This window comes from Pseudomonas libanensis, assembly GCF_001439685.1.
Taxonomy (GTDB): Bacteria; Pseudomonadota; Gammaproteobacteria; order Pseudomonadales; family Pseudomonadaceae; genus Aquipseudomonas; species Aquipseudomonas libanensis.
This window is the reverse complement of the sequence record NZ_JYLH01000002.1, coordinates 621,686-636,444: the sequence shown is the minus strand read 5'-3', so window position 1 is coordinate 636,444 and position 14,759 is coordinate 621,686. Positions and strand designations below refer to the sequence as shown.

The following is a 14,759-nucleotide window of genomic DNA, read 5'->3' as shown; positions in this document are numbered from 1 at the left end:
CCACCCGTGGCATCGATATCGGCGCCAAGTCAGAGATCTACCAGATCATCCATAACCTGGCGGCCAGCGGCATTGCGGTGATCGTGGTGTCCAGCGACCTGATGGAAGTCATGGGCATTGCCGACCGCATTCTGGTGCTGTGCGAAGGTGCCCTGCGTGGCGAACAACGGCGTGAACACGCCACCGAATCCAACCTGCTGCAACTGGCTTTGCCACGCGGCGCGGCGAACTGAGAGAAGACGATGACAACCCAACCCAACGCGTTGCCCTCGGCACGCAAACCCCTCGATATGCGCGCATTGCTCGACAACTGGGCGATGCTGTTGGCGGCAGTGGGCATCTTTGTGCTGTGCGCCTTGCTGATTGATAACTTCCTGTCGCCGCTGAACATGCGCGGCCTGGGCCTGGCGATTTCCACCGTCGGCATTGCCGCGTGCACCATGCTGTTCTGCCTGGCGTCGGGGCACTTCGACTTGTCGGTGGGCTCGGTGATTGCCTGCGCCGGGGTGGTGGCGGCGATTGTGATGCGCGATACCGACAGCGTGATGCTGGGCATTGGCGCGGCGTTGCTGATGGGCCTGATGGTCGGCCTGATCAATGGCATCGTGATCGCCAAGCTGCGAGTCAACGCCTTGATCACCACCTTGGCGACCATGCAGATCGTGCGCGGCCTGGCGTACATTTTTGCCGACGGCAAGGCAGTAGGGGTGTCCGAGGAGCAGTTCTTCGTCTTCGGCAACGGCCAACTGTTCGGCGTACCGGTGCCGATCCTGATCACCATCGTCTGCTTCCTGTTCTTCGGCTGGCTGCTCAACTACACCACCTACGGGCGCAACACCATGGCCATCGGCGGCAACCCGGAAGCGGCGCTGCTGGCCGGGGTCAACGTGGACCGCACCAAGATCCTGATCTTCGCCGTCCATGGCCTGATCGGCGCGCTGGCCGGGGTGATCCTGGCCTCGCGCATGACCTCCGGCCAACCGATGATTGGCCAGGGTTTCGAGCTGACGGTGATCTCTGCGTGCGTACTGGGCGGGGTGTCGCTGAGCGGCGGCATCGGCATGATTCGCCATGTGATCGCCGGGGTGCTGATCCTGGCGATCATCGAGAACGCGATGAACCTTAAGAACATCGACACGTTTTACCAGTATGTGATCCGCGGCTCGATCCTGCTCCTGGCCGTCGTCATCGACCGCATGAAACAACGCTAATGTTCGCCCTGTGAAGATCAAAATGTGGGAGCTGGCTTGCCTGCGATAGCGCTGGCACAGGCTACACAAGTGTTGCCTGAACCAGCGCTATCGCAGGCAAGCCAGCTCCCACAGTTTAATCAGCGGTGAATCTGAAAATAGTGTGCTGGGTGTAAGTCTGCCCAGGATTCAAGCGAGTTGACGCAAAGCCTGGCTGATTAGGCGCATCCGGAAAATGCTGGGTCTCCAGGGTAAACCCGCTCCAATGCTGATACGTCTTGCCCCCTTTACCCTTCACCGAACCATCGAGGAAGTTGCTGGTATAGAACTGCACACCCGGTTCGCTGGTGTAGAGCTGCAAGCGCCGGCCCGACTCAGGGTCATGCACTTCGGCGGCGAGCTGCTTCACATCGCCCTTGGTATCCAGCGCCCAGTTGAAGTCGAACCCACCCTGTTTCGGTTCGGCGAACTTGAGCTGCGGATGGTCCGCCTTGATGTGCTGGCCGATAGGCGTGGGCTTGAGGAAGTCCATTGGCGTGCCCTTGACTGGCGCCAGTTCACCGGTGGGGATCAGGGTGGCGTTCACGGGTGTGTAGTGGCTGGCATGCAGGGTGGCGACCTGCTTGAGAATGTCGCCGTTACCCGCGCCGGCGAGGTTGAAGTAGCTGTGGTTGGTCAGGTTGAGCACCGTCGGTTTGTCGGTGGTGGCCTTGTAGTCGATATGCAGTTCGTTGTTGTCGTTCAGGCGGTAAGTGACTTCGGTCTTCAGGTTACCGGGGAAGCCCATTTCACCGTCCTTGGACAGGTAGGTGAGGGTGACGCCCACCGAGTCCTTGTCCTTGACCGGCTGGGCTTGCCATACCTGCTTGTCGAAGCCTTGGGCGCCGCCATGCAGGGAGTTGGGACCGTCGTTGAGCGGCACCTGGTAGCGTTTGCCGTCGAGATCGAAGGCGCCGCCGGCCAGGCGGTTGCCGAAACGGCCGATGGTCGCGCCAAAAAATGCCGTGCCGGCCTGATAGCCCTGCACGTCATCGAAGCCCAGCACCACGTCGTCGACCTTGCCGTGTTTGTCCGGCACCTTCAGCGACTGCAATACGCCGCCGTAGGTGATCACCGTGGCTTGCATGCCATGGCTGTTGCGCAATATGTACTGTTCGACGGCGGTGCCGTCATTGGTTTTGCCGAAGGGTTTGTGTTCGCTGGTCAGGCCGGCGGCCTGGGTGCCGCCGCTGGCGACCAGCATGGACAGCGCCAGACCGGACAGCAGGTAACGAGGGTGCTTCATGGTCGAACTTCCTTTTGTTGTTTTGGATGGAATAGTTCTACTAATTTGAGATATTTTGTCGTAATGACCCCGGATTTATAGCCTTTAACGGCGTATTTGCAAAATAAAATAAGACTAATAGGCAGAGCGATCACTGATATGACTACCCAGCAAGCGATTTATCCCGACCTCAAGGACAAAACCGTGCTGATTTCCGGCGGTGCCTCGGGCATTGGCGAGTTCATGGTGCGCGCCTTCGCCGCGCAAGGCGCCAAGGTGGGGTTCGTGGACCGTGCGCAAAGCCAGGGCGAACGCTTGGCCGCGCTGTTGAATTCCCAAGGGTTTACCGTGGAGTTCGAGTGCTGCGACATCACCGACGAAATTGGCTACCGCGCTGCCATCGGGCGCTTCGAGCAGTCGCTGGGGCCGATCACGGTACTGGTGAATAATGCGGCGAATGACGTGCGCCACAGCCTGGAAGAAATCGACTCACAAATGTTCGACCAGTTGATCGCAGTCAACCTCAAGCACGCTTTCTTTGCCGCCAAGGCGGTGGTGCCGATGATGAAAGAGGCCGGTGGCGGTTCGATCATCAACCTGGGCTCGGTCGGCTGGATGATGGCCTCGGCCGGTTACCCGGTGTACGCCGCCAGCAAGGCCGCGGCCCACGGCATGACCCGCGGCCTGGCGCGGGAACTGGGGCCCAACCGCATCCGCGTCAACACCTTGGTGCCAGGTTGGGTGATGACCGAAAAACAACTGGCCATGTGGGTCGACGACGCCGCCAGGGAACTCATCGCACGCAGCCAGTGCCTGCCCGGCAGTGTGATGCCGGAACACATCGCCAACATGGCCCTGTTTTTGGCCTCGGATGCTTCGGCGATGTGTTCGGCGCAGAACTTCATCGTTGACGGCGGCTGGGTGTAAGCCGGGCATAATTGCTCAAAGCGACGCCGTCCAAATGTGGGAGGGGGCTTGCCCCCGATATCGGTGGGTCAGGTTAAAATAGGCTGACTGATACACAGCCATCGGGGGCAAGCCCCCTCCCACAGTTGATACGCGGTGTTCACTCGATGGGGTAACGCTTGAATGCCGGGTGCTGCTCCAGGCGTTCAGCATGGTGCTTGAGGTTGGGGAAGGCATCGGCCTTTACCACCGAGGCCACGGTGAACTGGCTGAACGACCAGGCGACCGCTGCGGTCAGGGAGGCCTGGGTCAGCGCTTCATTGCTCGCCAGTTGCTTGTCCAGCAACGCATAGGCCGCCAGCAATTGCCCGGTAACGCGCTCAAGCCAAGGCGCATGCCATTTTTCGGCGGGACGAAGGTTGTGTTCATAGACGATCTGCACGCTTTTTTCACAGGCCGCCAGCGCCAGGCCGAGTAGTTGCAGGTCATGGGCGCGAGCGGCCGGTTGTTGGGGCAGCAGCTTCTTGTCAGCTGGCGCCAAGGTTTCGAGGTAATCGAGGATCAGGCTCGAATCCATCAGCACTGTCCCGTCATCCAGCACCAGCGTAGGCGCCTTGACCACCGGGTTGACCTGGGAAAACTCCGCGAAGGTGCTGAACACCGATAGCGGCTCATGCACAAACTCCACCCCATACAAGTCCAGGGAAATCGCCACGCGGCGTACGTAGGGCGAGTCCAGCATTCCGACCAGTTTCATGCAGCCTCCATTGCTTTCGCGGTGTGATTGGCTGACGAGATTAAGGCTTCATGATCAGGGTGCGCAATGCTTGATGGGGCAGTCGCTACATTGAACTGCGGGCCGCCCCAGGCGGTTGCCCGGTGATGCGCTTGAAGGCACGGCTGAACGCCGCCTGGGAGGTGTAGCCGAGGCGTTGCGCGACGGTTTCGATGGGCATGCGCTCCAGCGTCAGCCACTGGCTGGCCAGGCGCATGCGCAGCTCCGTGGCGTAGCGTAACGGCGGTATGCCGAGGATGGCCTGGAAGCGATCGGCAAATACCGAGCGCGAGGTATGGCACTGCGCGGCCAGTTCCGCCACGCTCCAGTCGCGGCCCGGCTGCTGGTGCAGGGCGAGGAGGGCGCGGGCCAGGCGTGGGTCGCGTAGCGCCGCCACCAGGCCCGAGGCGTTGCCACAGGCGCATTCGACCCAGCCGCGTACGATCATCGCCGCCACCACATCGGCCAGGCGCGCCAGGATGCCGGCAAAGCCGATGCGGGCCGTGGAGACTTCCCGTTCCATCACCGCCAGGATCGGCATCAGGCCGGGGTAACGCTGGCCCCCTGCATCGATCAGCATCAGCGCCGGCATCAGGTTGCCGAGCCCCTGGATGCTGCCGAGTTCGAATTCCATGCAAGCACTGAACAGCAGAGTGCTGGGGACGGTCTCAGGTGACGCATCCACGGCGCAGACCGCGTTCCCCAGCGGTGCGCTGTCGAAATCGCCGATATCTTGCACATCGGTGCTCGCGTCGGATAACAGTGCATGCGCGCCGCCATGGGCGATGAACACCGCATTGCCCGCCGACAGCTCGAAAAGGTCGCCATCCTCGCCGCGCAAGGTCACGTGGCCGGCCGCGAGAAAGTGGAAATAGGCATGCCCGGGCTTGGCGCCAAAGCCCATGCCGAAGGTCGGCCCGGCCTGGATGCGCCGGTACTGCACACCGCGCAGGCGCATACCGCGCAACAGTTCATTGATCAGGTCGGAAGACAGGGTAAAAGCATCCGCGGCAGTCATGGTCGGGGTTTCGGTCAAAAACTCAAGGGTTTGCATCATAGATCATCCTGCCAGGCAAACCTAGACTGGCCGCCTTGCTAATGATCTGAGGATGACCTGTGATGAGCGAATATGCAGCCCAAGCCCCTGCCGGGGTGGTGACGGAGCCGGCCTGGCTGGCGGTATTTTCTTTGGCAATGGGGGTGTTCGGTTTGCTGACGGCGGAATACCTGCCGGCCAGTTTGTTGACCCCCATGGCCTTGGACCTGGGTGTCTCGGAAGCGCTGGCCGGCCAGGCGGTGACGGTGACGGCGGTGGTGGCGTTGTTTGCCGGCTTGCTGGTGCCCGGCCTGACCCGAAGCATCGACCGGCGCGTGGTGCTGCTGGGGTTCTCCACGCTGATGATCGCTTCCAACCTGCTGGTGGCGCTGTCTTCCAGCCTGACCGTGCTGTTGTTGATGCGCATCCTGTTGGGCATCGCCCTGGGCGGTTTCTGGAGCATGGCGGCGGCGGTGGCCATGCGCCTGGTGCCGGCGGCGTCCCTGCCACGGGCGCTGTCGATCATCTTCAGCGGGATTGCGGCGGGCACGGTAGTCGCCGTGCCGCTGGGCAGCTACCTGGGTGGCCTGTACGGCTGGCGCAGTGCGTTTATCGCGGCGGCTGCCGTGGGCGGTGTGACCCTGGCGTTCCAGGCGTTCACCCTGCCGCGCCTGGTGCCCAATGGCACCGCACGCCTGCGCACCGTGCTGGAGGTGCTGCTGCGTCCGGGCATCGCCATGGGCATGTTCGGCTGCGTACTGGTACATACCGCGCATTTCGCATTGTTCACCTATATTCGTCCGTTCCTGGAAAGCACCACCGGCGTCGATACCCAGGGGCTGGCCCTGATGCTGCTGGGCTTCGGCGTGGCGAATTTCGTCGGCACCTTGCTCGCCGGTTGGCTACTGGTGCGCCACCCGCGTGGGACGTTGGTGTTGATGCCGGTGCTGGTGGGCATTGCGGCACTGGCCCTGGTCTGGCTGCCGGTGTCACTGCCGGGCCAGGCGTTGCTCCTGGCGCTGTGGGGCATGGCGTTCGGCGGCGTACCGGTGGCGTGGTCCAATTGGGTCGCCCGTGCCGTGCCGGACCAGGCCGAAAGCGCCGGCGGCATGGTGGTCGCTTCGGTGCAGTCGGCGATTGCCGCAGGGGCTGCCGGTGGCGGGTTGATGTTCAGCGTCAGCGGCATTGGTGGGGTGTTTGTGGGCGCGGGCGTATTGATGTTGCTCGCGGCCTTGCTTATCGCCCTGCGCGTACAGGTGCCTCGACAAGACCGGGATGCCGGTGTGACGCACCACCCGTCTTTGGTTTAGTCTGGAACGCTTCGTTGATCGCAATTCCTGAGGAGCAGTGGCATGGCTGACTATCTACCCCCAAAGGTCTGGACCTGGGACACCGAAAGCGGCGGCACCTTCGCCAGTATCAACCGGCCCATCGCCGGTGCTACCCACGATAAAGAGCTGCCGATCGGCAAGCATCCGCTGCAGCTGTATTCCCTGGCCACGCCCAACGGGCAGAAGGTCACGATCCTGCTCGAAGAGTTGCTGGCCCTCGGGCACACCGGCGCCGAATACGACGCCTGGCTGATCAAGATCGGCGACGGCGACCAGTTCGGCAGTGGCTTTGTGGCGGTGAACCCGAACTCGAAGATTCCGGCCCTGATGGACCGCAGTGGTGCCACGCCGATTCGGGTGTTCGAGTCCGGCGCGATTCTGCAGTACCTGGCCGAGAAATTCGGCGCGTTCTTGCCCAGCGAGCCTGCGGCCCGGGCTGAATGCCTGTCATGGTTGTTCTGGCAGATGGGCAGCGCGCCCTACCTGGGGGGGGGCTTCGGGCATTTCTATGCCTATGCGCCGAGCAAGATGGAGTACCCGATCAACCGCTTTGCCATGGAGGCCAAGCGTCAGCTGGACGTGCTGGACAAGCGCCTGGCGGTGAGCGAGTACATCGCCGGCGATGAGTACACCATTGCCGATATCGCCATCTGGCCCTGGTACGGCGGGCTGGTCAAGGGCCGCTTGTATGGCGACTCGGCGGAGTTTCTCTCGGTGCATGAATACAAGCACGTGCTGCGCTGGGCCGACGCAATTGACGCCCGGCCGGCGGTGCAGCGCGGGCGGCGGGTGAACAGGGTGTCGGGCGATGATCAGTTGCCCGAGCGGCATGATGCGAGTGACCTGGACTGATTCAGATCCAGTGTGGGAGGGAGCAAGCCCCCTCCCACATTTAGTTCTCCTTCTCTTCGATTTATTTGTAGCGCTGTTCGAATATCGCCACCTGATCAGGCTTGATCAGTTCAAACGGCACCCACACCTCGGCTTCAATCGGTTCGCCCTTGATCATCTTGATCGCCGCTTGCACCGCCTGGGTCGCCTGGGCCTTGGGGTCCTGGAACACTGAAGCAGCAAGCAGCCCACGCTTGATCGCCGCCAAACCGTCGGGCAGGCCGTCGATGCCGACAATCGCAATCTCGCCCTTGGCCTTGCCCGCTTGCTGCAATGCCATGGCCGCACCGATTGCCATTTCATCGTTGTTGGCCACGATCGCATCGAACTGCGTGCCTGCCAGCAGCCAGTTGCTGGTCAGGTCCATGCCTTTGTTGCGTTGCCATTCGGCGCTTTGCTGCTCGACGATCTTGATACCGGGAAAGTCCTTGAGCACCTGTCTGGCGCCCTCGGTGCGGTCATGGGTGGCGTTCTGCGCGAGGTCACCCATGATGATCGCGACATTGCCCTGGCCACCGAGTTTTTCCGCGAGGTAGCGCATCTGCAGTTGCCCGGCCTCGATGTCGTTGGAGGCCACCGTGACTACGCCCTTGGGCAGCGTGCGTTCATCCGGGTGACGGTTGACGTACACCAGCGCAGTCTTGGCCGCCACGGCGGCGCGGGTGATGTTGGCAGTGGCGGCGGTATCGACCGGCAGCACGATCACCGCATCGACTTTCTGGTTGAGAAAGCCTTCGACCTGGTTGAGCTGGCGCACCACATCGCCTTGGGCGTCTTCGAACTGGATCTGCACGTCCTGCTGTTTCGCCGCGGCCTCCAGGCCGCTACGCACATAGGTCATGAAGTTATCGTCGACCCGGGCAATGCTCACGCCAATGCGGTACGCGGCGAAAGTCCATTGGCTGAACAGCAACAGCAGCGCGGCCACTAGCAATGAATAACGATGCATAAGGATGTTCCTTTTATTGTTATAGGGTGAATGCCTGGCGGAAGCGCTCCAGGGCCAATTCGCTGGTGCCGCTGGCCCAGCCCTCCAGGCCTACCACGCCGGTGTAGCCCATGGCGTGCAGCGCACGGGCAATGGCCGGGTAGTGGATTTCGCCGGTGCCGGGCTCCTTGCGCCCGGGCACGTCGGCCACCTGGATTTCACCAATGGCGCTGCCGGCGCGCTGGATCAATTCGATCAGGTTTCCTTCGCCGATCTGCGCGTGGTACAGGTCCAGGTTCATCTTCAGGTGTGGGCTGCCTACGGCTTCGATCAGCGCCAGGGTCTCGTCGGCGCGGGCGAAGGGCGTGCCGGGGTGATCGACGGCGGTGTTGAGGTTTTCCAGCAGGAACACACGGCCGGCGTCTTCCCCCAGATGTGCGATTTTTTCCAGGGTCTTGCAGGCGCTCAGCCACATGCGCCCCGAGGTCTGGCTGACCGGCTGCACCGGCAGGCCGCCGTCGCCCAGGCCGGTGCCGTGCAGGTTGAGGCTGGGGCAATTGAGGCGTTGGGCAATCTCCAGGGATTGGCGGGCACTGTCGAGCAGTTTGCGGCTGCCTTCGGGGTCGGTGAGGGTGCCGCTGATGTAGCCGGTCATCGAGGTGAAGTCCGCGCCGGTCGCGGCCAGGGCGTCGATGTCCTTGTCGGTCCAGCTCCAGATTTCGGCGCTGAACCCTAGGGCGTGGATACGTTTGACGCGTTCGATGAAGGGCAGGTCGAGAAACACCATCTCGGCGCTGACGGCCAATGTGAACGGCATCATCGGCGCGCCCCTTGCACGGCCACAGACTTGCCGGTTTCGTACGACTCGATGCAGGCGCGCGCAATCGCCAGGGCCGCGCGCGCGTCCTCACCGCTGGCCAGGGGCTTGGCGCCGCTGCGCAGGCAGTCAACAAAGTGGTTGAGTTCGGCAATATAGGCGTCGCGCAGCAGGTCAGTGTCCATTCGTTGGCTGTCGGCCTGGATGCCCTCGGCCAGGTAGCGCACCAGGTCGCAGTCATTGAGGCTGCCCATGCTCAGCATGCCTTGGCTGCCGAACACTTCACCGCGCACATCGTAGCCATACACCGCCTGGAAGTTGGCCTCGGCGGTGGCGATGGCGCCGTTGTCGAAGCGGATCGTGACCACGGCGGTGTCGAGCAAGCCTTGGCTTTTGTACGCTGGGGCGATCAGTGCGTCGGCCATCACATATACCTGCACCGCTTCGGCGCCGGGGTTGAGGTAGCGCAACGTGTCGAAATCGTGGATCAGGGTTTCCAGGAAGATCACCCATTGCGGCGAATTGGCAGGGTTGTTCAGCGCCGGGTCGCGGGTCAGCGAGCGCAGCAACTGCGGCGTACCGATGCGGCCGGCGGCGACATCGAGGTGGGCGGTAAGGAAGCTCTTGGCGAAACGCCGATTGAAACCGACCTGCAACGGCACGCGGGCGTCGGCGGCAGCGGCGATGGCGCGATCGGCTTCGTCCAGTGTGATCGCCATGGGTTTTTCGCAAAAGATACCCTTGCCGGCACGGGCGGCGCTGATCACCAGGTCGGCGTGGCTACGGGCAGGTGAGGCGATAAGCACTGCGTCGATATCGGGGTCGTCCAACAGCTGTTGTGGATCGGTGTAGACCCTGTCCACCCCCAGCTCTGCCGCCAGGCGTGCGGCCTGGCCTGGGGTGGGATCGGCGATGGCGGCAAGGCAAGCGCCGGGGATGTGGCGCGCCGCCGTAAGGCCGTGGAAGCTGCCCATGCGACCGGCACCGATCAAGCCCAGGCGGATATTCTGTGTACTCATGAAGTGACCCCTTTTTATTGTTGGCCGCAGGACAGTCCTGGCTGGCCTAGAGGGCAGGAGCAAGGGTTATGCCAATTCATAACTCATTGATTAGTAATGGTTTATAAAATAGCTTAAACAAAATGTGTTCATTTGGATGACATGCCTATACTGACATGTCAAAAACATGAACATGGATACCTCGATGACCCTGGCGTTCAGCGTGCAAGACCTCGACTACCTCACGGCCCTGGGGCCTGCTGCGCTGAATGACGGCCCCGTCGCTGCGTTGGAGCAGGGCTGGCGAACGTGTCTGTCCGGCCAGCTCGAACGCCCGGCCGAGGTGCGCCAGGTCATCTGGGATTCGTGGCGGCGCAGTATCGAGGCGGGGATCGATCCCGATGACAGTCACTACCGTTTCGTTGCCGCCCAAACGCTGGCGGCAACCCTGGCCAATCACCGCGTACTGATCGCCGCCGCCGCGCAAGTCATGCACGGGTTGCTGGCCTATAACCCGCGCGGTCATATCAACCTTACCGATGCCGAGGGCACCACCCTGTATTTCTGCGGGTTGGACATTACCCCCGTGGGCAGTCGCCTGCTGGAATCGGTACAGGGCACCAACTGCACCGGGCTGGCGCTGGCCGAAGATCGCCTGATGTACGTGTTGGCCGAGGAGAACTTTGCCGGCGCCCTGCGCCAGCGCCGCATGCATTGCGCCGCCGCGCCGATCAAGGATGCCCAGGGCCTGACATTGGCCATGCTCACGCTGACCGCCGAGCCCGGCTGGTTTCATTTCCATACCCTGGGCACCGTCCAGGCGGCAGCCGAAGCGGTGTCGCGGCAGATGGCGCTGCAGGTGTTGCTGGAAGAACAACAAGCGGTGCTCGAAGTGCTGAACGAAGGCTTGGTGGTGCTGGATGAGCGCGGCTGCATCAAGGCGCTCAACCGTTATGCGCGGCAGTTGTTCGGGGTGGGGCTGGAGCTGATCGGCAGTCCGTTCCGGCGCCTGGGGCGCAGTGAGTTGAGTGGCTCGCTGGGTGAGCCAGTGCGTGACCTCGATTGCACCTTTGAGCTGCACGACCGCAGCCAGCTCGCCTGCCTGGTCTCGGTATGCCCGCTGGAGCAGGGCGGGGTGATCGTGTCGGTGCGCGAAAACCGCCGCATCCGCGAAATCACCCGGCGCCTTATCGGCACCCAGGCGCGCTATACCTTCGACACCATCCAGGGCACCTCGCGGGCGATCCAGGACGCGCTGCACCTGGGGCGCATTGCCAGTCGCGGCGACGCCACCACCTTGATCCTCGGCGAAAGCGGCACCGGCAAGGAGCTGTTTGCCCAGGCCATTCATAACGCCAGTGAGCGTTGCAACGGCCCGTTTGTGGCGGTCAACTGCGGCGCCATCCCCCGGGACCTGGTGCAGAGCGAACTGTTTGGCCATGTCGAAGGCGCGTTCACCGGCTCGGCACGAGGTGGGTCTGCGGGCAAGTTTGAATTGGCCGATGGCGGCACCATCTTCCTGGATGAAATTGGCGACATGTCCTTCGATGCCCAGGTCAGCCTGTTGCGGGTGATGCAGGAGGGGGAAGTGACCCGCGTGGGCGCGAAAAATTCGCGCCCAGTGGACGTGCGCATCATCGCCGCCACCCATCGCAACTTGAGCCAGGCAGTGGCCGAGGGCGCGTTTCGTGAGGATCTTTACTATCGCCTCAATGTGTTGAACCTCACCGTGCCGCCGTTGCGTATGCGCCGCGAGGATATCCCGCTGTTGGCACGGCATTTCCTGCAGCGCTGTGCGCGTTCGTTGCGAAAGCCAGTGCAGGGTTTCTCGCCGGAGGCGTTGGCGCTGTTGTCAGCCCATGGCTGGCCGGGCAATGTGCGTGAACTGGAAAACGCCATCGAGCGGGCGACCAACCTGGCGATGGCTGAGCTGATCCAGCCGGCCGACTTGCCACTGGAAACCCAGCAACGAGCGACGCTGCGCCTTTACCAGCCCCAGCCCGCGCAGGATCTGAGCAGCCACGAACTGCACGCCATCGTTGCCGCGCTGAAAAACACGGGCGGCAATATCCGCCTGGCGGCCCGGCAACTCAACGTGTCGCGGGGCGGGCTGTACAACAAGATGGGTCGGTTTGGCTTGGATGCAGGGGATTTTCGCGGGCGGTGAATGTTACGGTCGGCAGCTACAAAGTTGCGTAGATACCCATGCCGCAATAGCGGTGTGTCAGCCTCTGAACTTTTGACGGGTTCATCGCCATCGGGGCAAGTCGAATCGTCGCACACGCCTTGTGTTCTCCCTATCTCAGGTGCCCATGTTTTCCGAGGTCACTATCTGCGGTGGTATATGCACCCGATGCCGCCCTGGATCGAAGCCTTCATCATTCAGCAACTGCATCAGCAGTTGCACCAGCGCCGCCGCCGTCTGCCGCGGCTGCGAGTCCATTACCACATCGATCAAGCCGCGGCTCAATGCCTGGCGTGACAGTTCGGTCGACTCCTGCAGAATGCAACACAACGCCGGGCGCTTGGGCAGTTGCGCCAGGGCGTTGATCACGCCATCACCACCGCCGCCCACCACGCACAGGCCGCGCAGGTCGGTGTGGCGGGCGAGCAGGTCGAGGGTGGCTTCCTCGGTGATGTCGCAGTTATCCAGGTTGATCAGCGGCTCCAACGGCTTGAGGCCCGGCGCGTGTTCGGCCAGGTAGCTATGCAAGCCTTTGACCCGTGCCTGGTGCCCGAGAAAACGATGGCCGCCGAGCAAAATGCCAACGCTGCCTTTGCGTGCGCCGCAGGTGCGTGCCAGCAGCCAGCCCATGGTGCGCCCGACCACGTGGTTGTCCTGGCCCACGTAGGGTTCGAGGCCCTGTTCATGGATATCCGAGAGCAGGGCAACCACCGGCACGCCGGCGTCACGGATCTGCGCCAGGCAGGCGTTGATCAGCGGATGGGCGAAGCTGACCACCGTCAGGGCGTCGCACTGCACCGCCAACTGCTCGATCTGCGCGACGATGGCATTCGCAGAACGGTCCTTGATGTAGTCGAACTGGCAGCTCAGGTTGGCGGTGGCGTGATGCTGCGCGGCATCGCTGATGGACTGGGCGAGGTTGGCATAGAAGGCCTGGGCGGTGCCCAGCAACAACACGCCGAATCGGTAGGTGGGCCGGCGTTCGCGAATGCGCTGGCCGATCAGTCGCGCAGCGAAGTAGCCCACGGCTTCGGCGGCCTGGAACACCTGTTCGGCCGTGCCCGGGTTGACCGGGGCGCGGGCGTTCAATACCCGGTCGACGGTGGCCACGCTGAGCCCCGCGTGGGCGGCGACGGTGGCGATGGTTGGGCGTTTATGGTTGTGCATTGGCAGGCCCCTTGAGCGTCTTGATAGAAAACTATCAAGCCCCGCTGGGCCTGGATGATAGCTTGATAGGGAATGGATTCAAGGCCTTGAGGGTGATTTGGCTGCGCTCTATGGTTGGTTGCGCAAAGCACCTGAAACCCCACGCTTGCGGAGAACAATAACAATGCCTGAACACACCGCTTACCGCGCCCGGCGCGACTACAGCCTCACTGGCCCCGAAGCGGCCCGCGCCGCCGAAAAGGGTCTGGTCTCGGCCAACTGGTACCAGTCGCCTATCTCGCGCAAACGCATGAAAGAACTGATGCAGCGCCGCGACGGCCCAGCCTTGCTCGACACGGCCATCTGGGCCTCGGCGCTGTTGGTCACAGGCTTTGGTGGTTATTGGTTCTGGGGCTCCTGGGCCTGCGTACCGTTCTTCCTGGCCTATGGCGTGCTCTACGGCACCGCGTCCAACCCGCGCTGGCACGAAACCGGCCACGGCACCGCGTTCAAGACCCGCTGGATGAACGATGGGCTGTACCAGGTGGCGAGCTTCATGTGCCTGTTCGAACCCCACGTCTGGCGCTGGAGCCATGCCCGTCATCACACCGACACCATTGTCGTCGGCCGCGACCCGGAGATCGTCGAGCCGCGCCCGCCGAGCCTGTGGATGATGGCTCTCAGCCTGTTCAACCTGCCCCTGGCCTGGAAGACCTTCAGCGGCGTGGCTCGCCATGCGCTTGGGCGGATGAGTGCGCAAGAACAAGACTTCATCCCTGAGTCCGAGTGGCCCAAGGTGTTCCGTGCCGCACGTATATGGATTGGGGTTTATGCGCTGATCATCGGCACTGCGGTGTACCTGCACAGCTGGCTACCGCTGATGCTGGTGGGCTTGCCCAGTCTCTATGGTGCCTGGCTCGGCTACCTGTTCGGCCTCAGCCAGCATGTGGGCCTGGCCGAAGATGTGCTCGACCACCGCAGCAACTGCCGCACCATCTACATGAACCGGGTGCTGCGCTTTATCTACATGAACATGAACTACCACCTCGAACATCACATGTACCCGATGGTGCCTTACCACGCACTTGAACAACTGCATGCAGAGATCCGCAGCGACTGCCCGCCGCCGTACGCCAACCTGTTCGAGGCCTACAGGGAAATCATCGCGACGATCCGCAAACAGCGCAGCGACCCGAGCTATTTCGTCCAGCGTCCGATTCGCCCGCAGGCGCAATCCGCCCCTGCCGCTCTGCACGCAGAAGCCTCTGCTGGCTGATCCTAATCCCCGAACA

13 protein-coding genes and 1 pseudogene are annotated in these 14,759 nt (G+C 62.7%); 7 read left to right on the top strand and 7 right to left on the bottom strand.

Going from position 1 to position 14,759, the window contains the following annotated elements:
• Window positions 1-233 (top strand): annotated as a pseudogene (araG, locus tag TU73_RS29110) (L-arabinose ABC transporter ATP-binding protein AraG); the annotation flags it as partial.
• A 9-nt stretch (window positions 234-242) separates the two neighbouring features.
• The gene (araH, locus tag TU73_RS05330; RefSeq protein WP_057011311.1) at window positions 243-1,211 is read left to right on the top strand and encodes an L-arabinose ABC transporter permease AraH; all 969 of its coding nucleotides are present in this window, start codon (window positions 243-245) and stop codon (window positions 1,209-1,211) included.
• A gap of 115 nt (window positions 1,212-1,326) precedes the next feature.
• Here araH and TU73_RS05325 read toward each other — a convergent pair whose 3' ends face one another.
• Window positions 1,327-2,475, bottom strand: a complete 1,149-nt coding sequence (locus TU73_RS05325) for an aldose epimerase family protein (RefSeq protein ID WP_057011310.1) — start codon at window positions 2,473-2,475, stop codon at window positions 1,327-1,329.
• A 138-nt stretch (window positions 2,476-2,613) separates the two neighbouring features.
• Here TU73_RS05325 and TU73_RS05320 point away from each other — a divergent pair, with 138 nt between their 5' ends.
• On the top strand, window positions 2,614-3,381 hold the full coding sequence (locus TU73_RS05320; protein ID WP_057011309.1) for an SDR family NAD(P)-dependent oxidoreductase: 768 nt from the start codon (window positions 2,614-2,616) through the stop codon (window positions 3,379-3,381).
• 139 nt (window positions 3,382-3,520) lie between these two features.
• Here TU73_RS05320 and TU73_RS05315 read toward each other — a convergent pair whose 3' ends face one another.
• Window positions 3,521-4,117 carry a glutathione S-transferase family protein gene (locus TU73_RS05315; RefSeq protein WP_057011308.1) on the bottom strand — a complete coding sequence of 199 codons (597 nt, stop codon included), beginning with the start codon at window positions 4,115-4,117 and terminating at the stop codon, window positions 3,521-3,523.
• An 85-nt stretch (window positions 4,118-4,202) separates the two neighbouring features.
• Entirely contained in the window at window positions 4,203-5,189 is a 987-nt protein-coding gene (locus TU73_RS05310) for an AraC family transcriptional regulator (RefSeq protein WP_057011335.1), read from the bottom strand.
• A gap of 65 nt (window positions 5,190-5,254) precedes the next feature.
• On the opposite strand from TU73_RS05310, the gene TU73_RS05305 reads away from it, so the two are divergent.
• Both TU73_RS05305 and yghU read left to right on the top strand, forming a co-directional pair.
• Window positions 5,255-6,481 (top strand): MFS transporter, encoded by a 1,227-nt coding sequence (locus TU73_RS05305; RefSeq protein ID WP_057011307.1) that lies wholly within the window; start codon window positions 5,255-5,257, stop codon window positions 6,479-6,481.
• 42 nt (window positions 6,482-6,523) lie between these two features.
• Window positions 6,524-7,354 (top strand): glutathione-dependent disulfide-bond oxidoreductase, encoded by an 831-nt coding sequence (gene yghU, locus TU73_RS05300; RefSeq protein ID WP_057011306.1) that lies wholly within the window; start codon window positions 6,524-6,526, stop codon window positions 7,352-7,354.
• Between the two features lie 61 nt (window positions 7,355-7,415).
• On the opposite strand, the gene TU73_RS05295 is transcribed toward yghU, so the two are convergent.
• From TU73_RS05295 to TU73_RS05285, 3 genes are read right to left on the bottom strand one after another with little or no spacing between them, the layout of a single operon-like run.
• Complete coding sequence (locus TU73_RS05295) at window positions 7,416-8,342, bottom strand: sugar ABC transporter substrate-binding protein (RefSeq protein ID WP_057011305.1); 927 nt, start codon at window positions 8,340-8,342, stop codon at window positions 7,416-7,418.
• A 19-nt stretch (window positions 8,343-8,361) separates the two neighbouring features.
• Window positions 8,362-9,141, bottom strand: coding sequence for a TIM barrel protein (locus TU73_RS05290; RefSeq protein WP_057011304.1), 780 nt, complete (start codon window positions 9,139-9,141; stop codon window positions 8,362-8,364).
• The gene (locus tag TU73_RS05285) at window positions 9,138-10,157 is read right to left on the bottom strand and encodes a Gfo/Idh/MocA family oxidoreductase (protein WP_057011303.1); all 1,020 of its coding nucleotides are present in this window, start codon (window positions 10,155-10,157) and stop codon (window positions 9,138-9,140) included. The genes TU73_RS05290 and TU73_RS05285 overlap by 4 nt, the downstream gene beginning before the upstream one ends.
• A 184-nt stretch (window positions 10,158-10,341) precedes the next feature.
• On the opposite strand from TU73_RS05285, the gene TU73_RS05280 reads away from it, so the two are divergent.
• Window positions 10,342-12,303 (top strand): sigma-54 interaction domain-containing protein, encoded by a 1,962-nt coding sequence (locus TU73_RS05280; protein WP_057011302.1) that lies wholly within the window; start codon window positions 10,342-10,344, stop codon window positions 12,301-12,303.
• A 135-nt stretch (window positions 12,304-12,438) separates the two neighbouring features.
• Here the strand turns inward: TU73_RS05280 and TU73_RS05275 are convergent, their stop codons facing one another.
• Window positions 12,439-13,488, bottom strand: a complete 1,050-nt coding sequence (locus tag TU73_RS05275) for a LacI family DNA-binding transcriptional regulator (protein ID WP_057011301.1) — start codon at window positions 13,486-13,488, stop codon at window positions 12,439-12,441.
• A 163-nt stretch (window positions 13,489-13,651) separates the two neighbouring features.
• Between TU73_RS05275 and TU73_RS05270 the strand changes: the two genes are divergently transcribed.
• Entirely contained in the window at window positions 13,652-14,743 is a 1,092-nt protein-coding gene (locus TU73_RS05270) for a fatty acid desaturase family protein (protein WP_057011300.1), read from the top strand.
• The last annotated feature ends 16 nt before the right edge of the window (window positions 14,744-14,759 follow it).

Bases quoted from the DNA above. Each gene is read 5' to 3' on its own strand.
- araH (WP_057011311.1), top strand. From the start codon at position 243: ATGACAACCCAACCCAACGCGTTGCCCTCGGCACGCAAACCCCTCGAT.
- TU73_RS05325 (WP_057011310.1), bottom strand. From the start codon at position 2,475: ATGAAGCACCCTCGTTACCTGCTGTCCGGTCTGGCGCTGTCCATGCTG.
- TU73_RS05320 (WP_057011309.1), top strand. From the start codon at position 2,614: ATGACTACCCAGCAAGCGATTTATCCCGACCTCAAGGACAAAACCGTG.
- TU73_RS05315 (WP_057011308.1), bottom strand. From the start codon at position 4,117: ATGAAACTGGTCGGAATGCTGGACTCGCCCTACGTACGCCGCGTGGCG.
- TU73_RS05310 (WP_057011335.1), bottom strand. From the start codon at position 5,189: ATGCAAACCCTTGAGTTTTTGACCGAAACCCCGACCATGACTGCCGCG.
- TU73_RS05305 (WP_057011307.1), top strand. From the start codon at position 5,255: ATGAGCGAATATGCAGCCCAAGCCCCTGCCGGGGTGGTGACGGAGCCG.
- yghU (WP_057011306.1), top strand. From the start codon at position 6,524: ATGGCTGACTATCTACCCCCAAAGGTCTGGACCTGGGACACCGAAAGC.
- TU73_RS05295 (WP_057011305.1), bottom strand. From the start codon at position 8,342: ATGCATCGTTATTCATTGCTAGTGGCCGCGCTGCTGTTGCTGTTCAGC.
- TU73_RS05290 (WP_057011304.1), bottom strand. From the start codon at position 9,141: ATGATGCCGTTCACATTGGCCGTCAGCGCCGAGATGGTGTTTCTCGAC.
- TU73_RS05285 (WP_057011303.1), bottom strand. From the start codon at position 10,157: ATGAGTACACAGAATATCCGCCTGGGCTTGATCGGTGCCGGTCGCATG.
- TU73_RS05280 (WP_057011302.1), top strand. From the start codon at position 10,342: ATGACCCTGGCGTTCAGCGTGCAAGACCTCGACTACCTCACGGCCCTG.
- TU73_RS05275 (WP_057011301.1), bottom strand. From the start codon at position 13,488: ATGCACAACCATAAACGCCCAACCATCGCCACCGTCGCCGCCCACGCG.
- TU73_RS05270 (WP_057011300.1), top strand. From the start codon at position 13,652: ATGCCTGAACACACCGCTTACCGCGCCCGGCGCGACTACAGCCTCACT.